This window comes from Serinicoccus sediminis, assembly GCF_004153545.1.
GTDB classification, from domain to species: Bacteria; Actinomycetota; Actinomycetes; order Actinomycetales; family Dermatophilaceae; genus Ornithinicoccus; species Ornithinicoccus sediminis_A.
Window position 1 is genome coordinate 40,285 of the sequence record NZ_SDVA01000004.1, and the last position, 11,262, is coordinate 51,546.

Sequence of the window (11,262 nt, forward strand, 5' to 3'; positions counted from 1 at the left end):
GCCCAGGCTCAGGACGACTCCCGCCCGGCCAGCACCGCGCGGGCGGCGGCGAACCGGGCGATGGGGACGCGGTAGGGCGAGCACGAGACGTAGCTGAGCCCCAGCTCCTCGAACAGCAGGATGGAGGCGGGGTCGCCGCCGTGCTCGCCGCACACGCCGAGCTTGAGGTCGGGCTTGGCCGACCGCCCGCCCTCGGCTCCCAGCCGGACGAGGCCCCCGACACCGTCGCGGTCGATGGATTCGAACGGGTTGTGCGGGATGACCTCGTCGGAGACGTAGGCCGACAGGAAGCCGCCCTCGGCGTCGTCGCGGGAGATGCCGATGCCGGTCTGCGTCAGGTCGTTGGTGCCGAAGGAGAAGAAGTCGGCGTGCTGCGCGATCTGGTCGGCCACCACCGCCGCCCGCGGCAGCTCGATCATCGTGCCGACGGTCACGTCGAGCTCGGCGCCGGCGCTCCCCAGCTCCTCGGCGACCACCCGCTCGACGACCGCCCGCTGCGCCTGCAGCTCGGCGGCGTAGGCCACGAGCGGGACCATGATCTCGACGCCGGCCGTCTCGCCCTCGCGCTCACGGACCGCGAGGGCCGCACGGATGATGGCCCGGGTCTGCATCTCGGGGATCTCCGGGTAGAGCATCGCCAGCCGGCAGCCCCGGGTGCCGAGCATGGGGTTCTGCTCGTGCAGGCGCTTGACCTGGCCGAGCAGGGCCTTGGCGGCGGTGAGCTCGTCGGCGTCGCCGCCGGTCAGCTCCAGGCGCTGCACCAGCAGCGACTGCTCGACGAGGTCGGGCAGGAACTCGTGCAGCGGCGGGTCCAGCAGCCGGACGGTGACCGGCAGCCCCTTCATCGCCGTGAACAGCGCCTCGAAGTCCTCCTGCTGCATGGGCAGGATGGTCTCCAGGGCCGCCGCACGGTCCTCCTCGGTCTCGGCGAGGATCATCTGCCGGACCGCGGGCAGCCGGTCGGCCGCCATGAACATGTGCTCGGTGCGGCACAGCCCGATCCCCTCGGCACCCAGCTCCCGCGCCTTGGCCGCGTCCTCGCCGGTGTCGGCGTTGGCCCGCACCCCGAGCCGCCGCACCTCGTCGGCCCAGGTGACGATGGCCTCGAAGTCCTCGTTGATCTGCGGCGGCACCAGCTCCAGCGCCTCGCCGTAGACCTCGCCGGTCGACCCGTCCAGGGTGATGAGGTCGCCCTCGGCGAAGGTGTGCCCGCCGACGGTGAGGGTCCGGTCGGTGGTGTTGATCCGGATGCCGCTGGCCCCGGCCACGCACGGCTTGCCCATGCCGCGCGCGACGACCGCGGCGTGCGACGTCATACCCCCGTGGGCGGTGAGGACCCCCTGGGCGACGATGACGCCGTGGATGTCGTCCGGCGTCGTCTCGTAGCGGACGAGCACGACCGGCTCCCCGGCCCCGCCGCGGGCGGCGGCGGTGTCGGCGTCGAAGACGACCTCGCCGACGGCGGCACCGGGGGAGGCCGGCAGGCCCTTGGTGACCGGGCTGCGGCCGTGCTCGGGGTCGATGGCGGGGTGCAGCAGCTGGTCCAGCTGGCCGGGCTCGATGCGCTGCAGCGCCTCCTCCTGGGTCAGCACCCCCTCCTCGACGAGGTCGCGGGCGACCCGCAGCGCGGCGGCCGCGGTGCGCTTGCCGTTGCGGGTCTGCAGCAGGTAGAGCGTGCCGTCCTCGACGGTGAACTCGATGTCCTGCATGTCCTTGTAGTGGGCCTCGAGGTCGTGCATCGTCTGCACCAGCTGGGTGTAGGCCTCGGGCAGCACCTCCTCCATCTCGGCGAGCGGCTTGGGGGTGCGGATCCCGGCGACGACGTCCTCGCCCTGGGCGTTGACGAGGAACTCGCCGTAGAGCTCCTGGACGCCGGTCGAGGGGTTGCGGGTGAAGCACACCCCGGTCGCGGAGGTGTCGCCGCGGTTGCCGAAGACCATCTGCATGACGTTGACCGCCGTCCCGAGGTCGTCCGGGATGCCGTTGGCCCGACGGTAGACGCGGGCCCGCGGGGTGTCCCAGGAGTTGAAGACGGCGGAGATCGCGCCCCGCAGCTGCTCGCGGGGGTCGGTGGGCAGGTCGCGGCCGAGCTCGCGACGGGAGACCTCGAGGTAGGTGCGCACCAGCTCCTGCAGGTCCTCGGTGGTGAGGTCGGTGTCCTGCTCGACCCCACGGCGGGCCTTGAGCGCGGTGAGCTCGTCCTCGTAGGCGTGCGGCGCGACCCCCTCGACGACCTCGCCGTACATCTGCAGGAAGCGGCGGTAGGAGTCCCACGCGAAGCGTGGGTTGTCCGCCTCCGCGCCCAGGGCCTCGACGGTGTCCTCGCCGATGCCGAGGTTGAGGATGGTGTCCATCATCCCGGGCATGGACACGACGGCACCGGAGCGGACCGAGAGCAGCAGTGGGTGCTCCCCGCCGAGGGTGCGGCCGGTGCGCTCCTCCAGCCGGGCGAGCGAGGCGAGCACGTCGTCCCAGAGCCCCTCCGGCCACTCGCCACCGGCCTCGGTCGTGGCGATGCACGCGGCCGTGCTCACCGTGAACCCGTCGGGGACGGGGATGCCGAGGCGCTTCATCTCCGCCAGGTTGGCGCCCTTGCCACCCAGGAGGGCGCGCATCTGCGCGTTGCCCTCGGACATGTCGTAGAGGTAGGTCTGTGTCTGCCCGGCCATCTCTGCGCTCCTCGCGGTCGGGGCGGGGCCCCGCTGCCCCAGCCGTCCTGTGGCACGGAGCCTACCGGGAGAGCGAGCTCCCGCCGGACGCAGCCTCACGACGTCGTTGGACGACCTCGATGACCCGTCCTGCGGCCTCCTCGAGCGCCAGGTCCGTGGTCTCGATGACCGGGCAGCCGAGGCTGCGCTGGAGCTGGGCGACCTCGTCCAGCTCGTCGAAGATCTTCACCAGGTCGGTGTAGCCGTCGCGATGGCTCTGGGGGCTGCCCATGGCCCGCACCCGGCGGCCCCGGATCTGCTGCAGGCGCTCGGGGTCGATGGTCAGGCCGACGATCTTCCACCGCTGCACCTCCTGCAGCTGCTGCGGCGGGGCGATGCCGGGGACGAGGGGGATGTTGGCGGTGCGGTAGCCCAGGTAGCCGAGGTACATCGACAGCGGGGTCTTGCCGGTCCGGCTGACCCCGATGAGCACGATGTCGGCCTCGCGCAGGTGGTTGGAGAGGTTGCCGTCGTCGTTGGCGACGGCGAACTCCATCGCGGCCACCCGCTTGAAGTAGTCCTCGCCGACGCCGACGGGGCGCACCACGCGTTCCGGCGCCTGGCCGGTGACCGCGGAGAGCGCGGTGACCGCCGGCTCCAGCAGGTCGGCGTGGGGCAGGCCGTGCTCCTCGCACAGCTGGGTGACCCGGACGCGCAGGGTCTCGTCCACCACGGTGGAGAACACGACGGTGCGGACCTGCTCGGGACGCATCCGGGCGAAGGAGTCGTGCAGCCCGTCCAGCGAGGACTGCCGCGGGTGCCGGATGATGCGCACGTCGTGGTCGGCGTACTGCGCGGCGGCCGCGCGGGCCACGCGGGCGGCGGTGTCGCCGGTGGAGTCGGCGATGATGTGCAGCTCGACGGGTGGGCGTGCCATGTCGCCGAGGGTATGCCCTCGACCCGCTCAGACCGGGTCGTTGCGGTCCCCGGGCGCCTCCTCGCTCGCGACCCCCTCGACGTCGGTGTCCAGGTCGGCGGGGTCGCCGGTGGTCTCGGCCTCCTGCGCCGGGTCCGGCACGAGCGGCTGCGCCGCCCCGGTCGGGTCCTCGGTCTCCTGCCCGTGCGGCTGCTGGCTCATGGCGCGGGGGTGCTCACATCCCGCCGCGGTGGTGGACGTCCTCGGAGAGGCGGATCACCGCGTAGTACAGCTCCAGGCTCATGCGCACGAACGCGAGGTAGACCAGGCCGATGATCGGGGAGGCGATGATGAGGAGCAGGCCCAGGAAGATGGCGCCGCCACCCTGGAACATCGTCGTGAGGCCGCTGATGGCGATGCCGATCGTCAGCAGGGCCACCAGGACCGTCGCGATGATGTAGACGATCTTGACGATGCTGGGGGTGATGAAGGTGTCGAAGTTGTAGTCGAAGAGCGCCTTGAGCCCCGCAGGCTCGGGGGTGCGACGTGGCTGGTCGGGGGTGCCGTAGGGCTGCTGTGAGGTCATGGGAGCCACGGTAGTACCATCCGCCCCTCGCGTCACGCATCAGATGTCACACTTCGCGTATGCAGCGCCTCACCCCCACGGTCGACGACGCCGCGCCCCCGCATCCCGTCGTGGCGGTGGTGGGCCCGACGGCCACCGGCAAGTCCGACCTGGCCGTGCGGCTGGCGCTCGAGCTCGGCGGGGAGGTCGTCGGGGCGGACGCCTCGCAGCTCTACCGCGGGATGGACGTCGGGACCGCCAAGCTGACCGTGGCCGAGCGCCGGGGCGTGCCCCACCACCAGCTCGACGTGCTGGGCGTGCGCGAGGAGGCCAGCCTCGCGGCCTACCAGGAGGCGGCCCGGGCGGACCTCGCCGCGATCCGCGCGCGCGGCCGCGTGCCGGTCGTCGTCGGCGGGTCCGGGCTCTACGTGCGGGCGCTGCTCGACCGGTTGGAGATCCCGCCCACCGACCCCGGGGTCCGGGCCCGGTGGGAGCGCGAGCTGGAGACGCGCGGCGTCGACGCGCTGCACGACGAGCTGGCCCGGCAGGACCCCGGGGCGGCGGCCCGCATCGAGCGCCGCAACGGCCGACGGGTGGTCCGGGCCCTGGAGGTGGTCGAGCTGACCGGGCGGCCCTTCAGCGCGACGATGCCGACCCGCGAGCTGGTCGAGCCGACGGTGCTGCTCGGGCTGCGGGCCGACCGGGAGGTGCTCGACCGGCGCATCGACGACCGGGCGGCCCGGATGTGGTCCGACGGGCTGCTGGAGGAGGTCCGCCGCCTGGAGGCGGCAGGGCTGCGCGAGGGCCGGACCGCCTCGCGGGCCGTGGGGTACGCGCAGGCGCTGCGGCAGCTGGACGGCGAGCTCGAGGAGCGCGAGGCGGTCGCGGACACCGCCGCGGCGACCCGGCGGCTGGCCCGGCGCCAGCAGTCGTGGTTCGGCCCCGATCCCCGCGTCGTCTGGCTGGAGCACGACGACCCGGACCTGCTCGCCCGAGCCCTCGACCTGGTCGCGCTAGCGGCCGGGAGGGCAGGATGACCGTCATGGAGCTGGTCCCGCTCTCCGCCTCGGCGTCCCCCACCTCGGACACCGCGCTGCTGTCGATGTTCTGGATCGGCTGCGTCCTCGTCGTGTCCCCGGTCCTGGTGCGGGCCTCGCGCGGGCTGCTGCCCGACGTCGTCGTGCTGCTGGCCCTGGGGTGTCTCATCGGGCCGAGCGTGCTGGCGCTCGCGGAGGTCGGGCCCGGGGTGGGGCTGGTGCGAGAGCTGGGCCTGGGCCTGCTCTTCCTGCTCGCCGGCACCGAGATCGACCCTGCCACGCTGCGGGCGCGCCAGGGCCGGCAGGCGGCGCTCACCTGGCTGCTGTGCCTCGTGCTGGCCCTGGGACTGGCGTGGGCGCTGATACCGGACGAGAGCCTGGCCGCCGCGATCGTGCTGGCCATCGCGGTCACCTCCACCGCGCTCGGGACCCTGCTGCCCATCCTCAAGGATCGCGGCCAGCTGGACTCCCCGCTCGGGACGTCGGTGCTCACCCACGGGGCCGTGGGCGAGCTCATGCCGGTCCTGGCCATGGCCCTGCTCCTCTCGACCCGGTCGACCTGGGTGTCGGCGGGTGTCCTGCTGGCCTTCTTCGCGGTCGCGGCGCTGGTGGCGGTCGTGCCGCACCGCCTGGTGATGCGGGTCCCGGGCATCCGGGCGGCCCTGGTGGAGGGCGCCGACACCACGGCTCAGACGGCCATACGGGTGACCTTCTGGTTGCTGCTCACCCTCATGGCGGCGGCGAGCGTCTTCGAGCTGGACGTCGTGCTCGGGGCCTTCGCCGCCGGCTTCATCGTCCGGGCCGTCCGCCCCCGCGGCTTCGAGGCCTACGAGGAGCGCCTGGAGGGCGCCGCCTACGGGTTCTTCGTGCCGGTCTTCTTCGTCACGTCCGGGATGAACGTCGACGTCGAGGCGGTCGTCGAGCAGCCGCTCCTGCTGGTGGCCTTGCTCGTCATGATCCTGGCGCTACGCGGGGGGCCCGTCTGGCTGCGCGAGCGGTTCACCCGGACCGGCAGCGGGCTGACCGAGCCGGCCGACCGGCTGCGTCTGGCGCTCTACTCGGCGACCGGGCTGCCCATCATCGTCGCGGTCACCGAGCTCGGCGTCGCTCGCGACCTCATCCCGGGCGAGCTCGCCGCGGTGCTCGTCGCCGCCGGCGCGGTCACGGTGCTCGTGTTCCCCTTCCTCGCGCGCCCGGCGCCGGCGACGTCGGCGGCTCAGCCCGGCACGCGGCGCTGACGCGGCAGGACGGTGGGCTGCTGCTCGAGCCATTCCTCGAAGGTGCGGCCGCCCACCAAGGCCTCCCGGCCGGCGAGCAACCGACCCTGGGACACGTCTCGCATGGCGCGCAGGATGGGGGGCACCCGCACCACGCGGGGCGTCCGGGCGCCCGAGTGCTCGGCGAGGAGACCGGTCAGGTCGCGCAGGTCGTAGACGGTCGGTCCGGCGAGGTCGCGGCCGCGACAGAAGCCCGTCGGCGCCGGACCCACGGCGTGCTCGGCCAGTCGGCGCGCTACCCACTCCACGTCGACCGGCTGGATGCGCATCGAACCGATGCTGAAGGCTGCGCGGCCCAGGCGCAGCACCTGCGCGACGTAGGTGGCGAACGCGTGGAACTGGGTGGCCCGGACGACCGTGCCGGGCAGCCCCGAGGCCTGGAGCACCCGCTCCGCCTCGACCTTGGCCCGGTAGACGGGGATCGCGATGCGGTCGCAACCGACGATCGACACGGTCACGATGTGCGGGCGCGCCCCGGTGCGGGCGGCCGTCTCGGTCAGGTGGCGCAGTCCCTCGACCTCCACCCGCCTGACCCGCCGGTCCGAGCTCGCGGTGTGGACGACGGCCTCGGCCCCCTGGAGGGCCGCCCCGAGGCCGGCTCCCGTCACCAGGTCGACACCGGTGCGCCGTGAGCCGGCGACCACGTCGTGGCCCGCCGCGGACAGGGCGCGGACCACGCGGGAACCGACGTCTCCCGCACCACCGGTGACCAGCACGCGCACCCCGCCAGCGTGCCACGCCGTGGTGGTCGGCGCACCCTCACGGCCAGGGTCAGTCGCGGGTCACGCGCAGCACCCGGAACCCCTTGCTGCTGGCCTCGCGGGTCACCTGGACCGGCCCCATGGCTCCCGGCAGGGTCGAGGAGAGCCACGTCTGCAACGAGTCCGCGCCGAGGTTCTTCTGGACGACGAGGTATGCCGCGGCGTCGGCGTGGTCGGCGAGCCGCGGCAGCCAGCGCAGCAGCATCTCGTGCAGCGCCTCCTTGCCGACCCGGATCGGGGGGTTGGACCAGAGGAGGTCGAGGCGCACCTCGGGCGGGACGTCGTCCGGGCGGTCCACCCGGATGCCGTCGCACCCCAGGGCCGCGGCGTTGCGACGGGTGAGGTCCAGCGCGCGCTCGTTGACGTCCACCGCGTGCACGGTCGCCCCGGGCGCCTCGAGCGCCAGGGTCAGGGCCAGCGGGCCCCAGCCGCAGCCCAGGTCCAGGAAGGTCCCCTGCGCGGGCGGCGGGGGTGCCTCCTCGAGCAGCACGCGGGTGCCCCGGTCGATGCCGTCGGGGGAGAAGATCCCCGCGGCCGTGGCGACCTCGACCTGACGTCCGGCCAGCCGGACCGGCATCTGCCGCAGCGCGTCGGCCGAGGCCGGCCGTGCGGAGAAGTAGTGGTCGGCCGGCTGCGCGGAGCCCGGCCCGTCGCTGTCCTCGCTCATCGGTGGCCAGTCTTCCACGGGAGCGGGAGGCAACAAATCGGTGGCCCGCGGCGTTGACACGGTGAGAGGCTGGCGGGGAGCCGGCCGCAGGCATACCGTCTGCACGACCCGAAGGAGACCATGACCGCACCACGCACCGACCCGACCGGCACCGAGGGTGGCCGCCTGCTCGACCGCCGCGCCGAGGCGCTGATCGACGACGACGCGATCGACCTGCGCGAGGGCGACTGGGGCACGTGGGGCGAGTCCGAGGAGACCGACCGCGCCGACCAGGACCGGGACGGCGACCAGTTGGACCGGGAGGAGCGCGCCGCGCTGCGCCGGGTCGCCGGTCTGTCCACCGAGCTCGAGGACGTCACCGAGGTCGAGTACCGCCAGCTGCGCCTCGAGCGGGTCGTCCTCGCGAGCGTGTGGGAGGACAACGGCCAGACGACCCTCGAGGACGCGGAGAACTCGCTGCGCGAGCTCGCGGCGCTGGCCGAGACCGCCGGCTCGACCGTGCTCGACGGCGTCATCCAGCGGCGGCAGAAGCCGGACCCCGCGACGTACCTGGGCAGCGGCAAGGCCGCGCAGCTGCGGGAGATCGTGGCCGCGGAGGGCGCCGACACCGTCGTGTGCGACGGCGAGCTCGGCCCGTCCCAGCGGCGCGCGCTGGAGGACGTCGTCAAGGTGAAGGTCATCGACCGCACCGCGCTGATCCTCGACATCTTCGCGCAGCACGCCAAGAGCAAGGAGGGCCGCGCCCAGGTCGAGCTGGCCCAGCTGCAGTACCTCCTGCCGCGCCTGCGCGGCTGGGGCGAGTCGATGTCCCGCCAGGCCGGTGGCCGGGTGGCCGGCGGTGAGGGCATCGGCTCCCGCGGCCCCGGTGAGACCAAGATCGAGCTGGACCGTCGGCGGATCAACACCCGCATCGCCCGGCTCCGCCGGGAGATCACGGCGATGAAGACCGTCCGCGACACCAAGCGCTCCTCGCGGCGCAGCCACCGGGTCCCGAGCGTGGCCATCGTGGGCTACACCAACGCCGGCAAGTCCTCGCTGCTCAACCGGCTGACCGGGGCGGGAGTCCTGGTGCAGAACCAGCTCTTCGCGACCCTGGACCCGACGGTCCGGCGCACCGAGAGCGAGGAGGGCCGCACCTATACCCTGTCCGACACCGTCGGCTTCGTGAAGCGGCTGCCCCACCAGCTCGTCGAGGCCTTCCGGTCCACCCTGGAGGAGGCGGCGGACGCCGACGTGCTGCTCCACGTCGTCGACGGCTCGCACCCGGACCCCGAGGGGCAGGTCGACGCGGTGCACGCCGTGCTCGCGGAGATCGACGAGGGCTCGGCCCTCAAGATCCCCGAGATCGTGGCGGTCAACAAGGCCGACCTCGCCGACCCCGAGGTCCTCGACCGGCTGCGCCGTGCCTACCCGCGGGTGGTCGTCGTCTCGGCCAAGACCGGCGACGGGGTCCCCGAGCTGCTCGAGGCGGTCGAGGCCGCGCTGCCCCGGCCGGAGATCCTCGTCGACGTGCTGCTGCCCTACGACCGCGGCGACCTGGTCGCCCGGCTCTACGACGAGGGCGAGATCCTCACCGAGGAGCACACCGCAGAGGGCACCCGCGTGGAGGCCAAGGTCGACCCCGACCTGCACGGCCAGCTGAGCGGCTACGCCGTCTGAGGCTCACCCGGCCAGCTCGACCACCTCGTCGGCGCAGCCCCAGCTGAGCGTCACCCCGGCGCCACCGTGGCCGTAGCAGTGCACGACGTCCCCGACGCGCTCGACGCGCACGGCCGGGCGCACCGGCCGCAGCCCGACGGCGTGCCGCAGCACCCGCGCCCCGGCCAGGGACGGCACCAGCCGGCGGGCCCGCTGCACGATGTCGCGCGCCGTGGCGGGTGAGGGCGTGAGGTCGTGCTGGCCCTCCTGGTCGGTGCCGCCGAGCACGACGTCCCGGCCGCGGGGCACGACGTAGGTCGGGCCGCCGGGGTGGCCGGGGTCCAGCCACCACTCCTCCAGACCCACCTGCTCGACGACCACCACCTGGCCGCGGACCGGGGTCACGGCCGGGTCGTCCGCCAGCTCGTGCGCGCCCAGGCCGGAGGCGTTGACGACGAGGTCCGCGCCCTCGCCCCGGGGCAGCCGGTCCAGGCGGGCGTGGACGAGGGTGCCACCGAGCTCCTCGACGCGCCGCACCAGCCAGGGCAGGTAGACCCCCATCTCGGCGACCGGGGCGGTGAACCGCCAGCCACCGGCATACCCCGGCAGCGCGGTGGCCCGCGCGAGGTCGGGCACGGCGGCGGCCCACCACGGGTCCGGCTGCGGCTCGCGCACCAGCTCGGTCCCGACGCGCATCCGGACCCCCGTGCCCGGGTCGCCGGCGAGCTCGGCGAGGGCCGTGTAGGTGCGGGCGGACCAGGCGGTGACGAGGTCCTGGGGCAGAGCGCGGTAGGGGTACCACAGGGCCGCCGCGACGGCCGACGTCGTCCCCTCCGGCCGGTCCGCGGCGACCACGCTCACCCCGTGGCCCGCCTCCAGCAGCCGCACCGCGCAGCTGAGCCCGACCACCCCGGCCCCGACCACGATCACCCGTCCCACCGGCCCAGTGTGGCACCCGCCGGCGCCGGTGCGCCCGGCGCCCGGGCGGCCCGGGTCAGCCGTCGAAGCCGTCCGAGCCGAGGTCGGAAGCGTCCTCGGCGACCGCCAGCACGACCCGGGCCGCGACCGCGTCCGGCTCCAGGCCGTCGGGCAGCCGCGGGGCCTGGCCGTGGATGGCCCGGTCGACCAGGCCGGTCTCGGTGTGCGGCGGCCGGACGTCGAGCACCCGCACCTTGGCGCGGCGCAGCTCGCTCGCCAGGGCACGGTCCAGGGCGGTGAGCGCGGCCTTGCTCGCCGAGTAGGCGCCCATGCCTGCCATCGGCCGCTCGGCCAGGACCGCGCTGAGGTTGACGACGAAGCCCTGCGACTCCTGCAGCAGCGGCAGCAGCCGGCGCAGCAGGAAGGCCGGGCCGATGACGTTGGTCGCGAAGACCTCCTCGATGACCTCGTCGGGGGTGTCCACCAGGGCGCCGAACGCCGCGACCCCCGCGGCGTTGACGACGCCGTCCAGCCCACCGAGGTGCTCGCGGGCGGCCTCGGCGACGAGGTCGCCGGCGCCCGCGTCGACGAGGTCGGCCACGACGACCGGCGCGTCCGGTCCGGCGTCCCGCACGCGCTGCTCGTCGCGCCCGACGAGCAGCAGGCGCGCGCCCTGGTCGGCGAGCTGGTGGGCGATGCGCGACCCGAGGGCGCCACTGGCGCCCACGACGGCCACGCGCAGGTCGAAGAGGTCTCGCTGCGGCATACCGTCAACCTAGACGGGCGCGCGCCCGGCGTCCTGTCGGCGCCCGGTCCGGGACGCCGGGGGCCGGAC

At 74.3% G+C, this 11,262-nt stretch carries 11 protein-coding genes; 3 read left to right on the forward strand and 8 right to left on the reverse strand.

Annotation, left to right across the window (positions count from 1 at the left end; translation table 11 throughout):
* Positions 1-8: 8 nt before the first annotated feature.
* The 4 genes from ppdK to EUS26_RS05080 all read right to left on the reverse strand — a co-directional run bounded on the left by ppdK (position 9) and on the right by EUS26_RS05080 (position 4,150).
* A complete protein-coding gene (gene ppdK, locus EUS26_RS05070) occupies positions 9-2,669 on the reverse strand; it encodes a pyruvate, phosphate dikinase (RefSeq protein WP_130012105.1) in 2,661 nt (886 codons plus the stop codon).
* 61 nt (positions 2,670-2,730) lie between these two features.
* The gene (locus EUS26_RS05075) at positions 2,731-3,585 is read right to left on the reverse strand and encodes a pyruvate, water dikinase regulatory protein (RefSeq protein WP_130012106.1); all 855 of its coding nucleotides are present in this window, start codon (positions 3,583-3,585) and stop codon (positions 2,731-2,733) included.
* Positions 3,586-3,612: 27 nt separating this feature from the next.
* Positions 3,613-3,786, reverse strand: coding sequence for a hypothetical protein (locus EUS26_RS16860; protein ID WP_165368506.1), 174 nt, complete (start codon positions 3,784-3,786; stop codon positions 3,613-3,615).
* Between the two features lie 13 nt (positions 3,787-3,799).
* Positions 3,800-4,150, reverse strand: a complete 351-nt coding sequence (locus EUS26_RS05080; RefSeq protein ID WP_130012107.1) for a DUF4282 domain-containing protein — start codon at positions 4,148-4,150, stop codon at positions 3,800-3,802.
* Positions 4,151-4,209: 59 nt separating this feature from the next.
* On the opposite strand from EUS26_RS05080, the gene miaA reads away from it, so the two are divergent.
* Positions 4,210-5,166 carry a tRNA (adenosine(37)-N6)-dimethylallyltransferase MiaA gene (gene miaA, locus EUS26_RS05085; protein WP_130012108.1) on the forward strand — a complete coding sequence of 319 codons (957 nt, stop codon included), beginning with the start codon at positions 4,210-4,212 and terminating at the stop codon, positions 5,164-5,166.
* A 5-nt stretch (positions 5,167-5,171) separates the two neighbouring features.
* Complete coding sequence (locus EUS26_RS05090; RefSeq protein ID WP_202865055.1) at positions 5,172-6,404, forward strand: cation:proton antiporter; 1,233 nt, start codon at positions 5,172-5,174, stop codon at positions 6,402-6,404.
* On the opposite strand, the gene EUS26_RS05095 is transcribed toward EUS26_RS05090, so the two are convergent.
* Together EUS26_RS05095 and EUS26_RS05100 are read right to left on the reverse strand one after the other, a co-directional pair.
* Positions 6,383-7,165: an SDR family oxidoreductase gene (locus EUS26_RS05095; protein WP_130012109.1), complete on the reverse strand. Its 783-nt coding sequence runs from the start codon at positions 7,163-7,165 to the stop codon at positions 6,383-6,385. The genes EUS26_RS05090 and EUS26_RS05095 overlap by 22 nt on opposite strands.
* Before the next feature lie 49 nt (positions 7,166-7,214).
* Positions 7,215-7,871 carry a class I SAM-dependent methyltransferase gene (locus EUS26_RS05100; protein WP_130012110.1) on the reverse strand — a complete coding sequence of 219 codons (657 nt, stop codon included), beginning with the start codon at positions 7,869-7,871 and terminating at the stop codon, positions 7,215-7,217.
* A gap of 120 nt (positions 7,872-7,991) precedes the next feature.
* Here EUS26_RS05100 and hflX point away from each other — a divergent pair, with 120 nt between their 5' ends.
* A complete protein-coding gene (hflX, locus tag EUS26_RS05105; RefSeq protein ID WP_130012111.1) occupies positions 7,992-9,530 on the forward strand; it encodes a GTPase HflX in 1,539 nt (512 codons plus the stop codon).
* Positions 9,531-9,533: 3 nt separating this feature from the next.
* Here hflX and EUS26_RS05110 read toward each other — a convergent pair whose 3' ends face one another.
* Entirely contained in the window at positions 9,534-10,448 is a 915-nt protein-coding gene (locus tag EUS26_RS05110) for an FAD-dependent oxidoreductase (RefSeq protein WP_130012112.1), read from the reverse strand.
* A 55-nt stretch (positions 10,449-10,503) separates the two neighbouring features.
* A complete protein-coding gene (locus EUS26_RS05115) occupies positions 10,504-11,193 on the reverse strand; it encodes an SDR family NAD(P)-dependent oxidoreductase (protein ID WP_202865056.1) in 690 nt (229 codons plus the stop codon).
* Positions 11,194-11,262 lie beyond the last annotated feature (69 nt).

Coding starts and splice junctions, on each gene's coding strand:
- ppdK (WP_130012105.1), bottom strand. CDS start 2,669: ATGGCCGGGCAGACACAGACCTACCTCTACGACATGTCCGAGGGCAAC.
- EUS26_RS05075 (WP_130012106.1), bottom strand. CDS start 3,585: ATGGCACGCCCACCCGTCGAGCTGCACATCATCGCCGACTCCACCGGC.
- EUS26_RS16860 (WP_165368506.1), bottom strand. CDS start 3,786: ATGAGCCAGCAGCCGCACGGGCAGGAGACCGAGGACCCGACCGGGGCG.
- EUS26_RS05080 (WP_130012107.1), bottom strand. CDS start 4,150: ATGACCTCACAGCAGCCCTACGGCACCCCCGACCAGCCACGTCGCACC.
- miaA (WP_130012108.1), top strand. CDS start 4,210: ATGCAGCGCCTCACCCCCACGGTCGACGACGCCGCGCCCCCGCATCCC.
- EUS26_RS05090 (WP_202865055.1), top strand. CDS start 5,172: ATGGAGCTGGTCCCGCTCTCCGCCTCGGCGTCCCCCACCTCGGACACC.
- EUS26_RS05100 (WP_130012110.1), bottom strand. CDS start 7,871: ATGAGCGAGGACAGCGACGGGCCGGGCTCCGCGCAGCCGGCCGACCAC.
- hflX (WP_130012111.1), top strand. CDS start 7,992: ATGACCGCACCACGCACCGACCCGACCGGCACCGAGGGTGGCCGCCTG.
- EUS26_RS05115 (WP_202865056.1), bottom strand. CDS start 11,193: ATGCCGCAGCGAGACCTCTTCGACCTGCGCGTGGCCGTCGTGGGCGCC.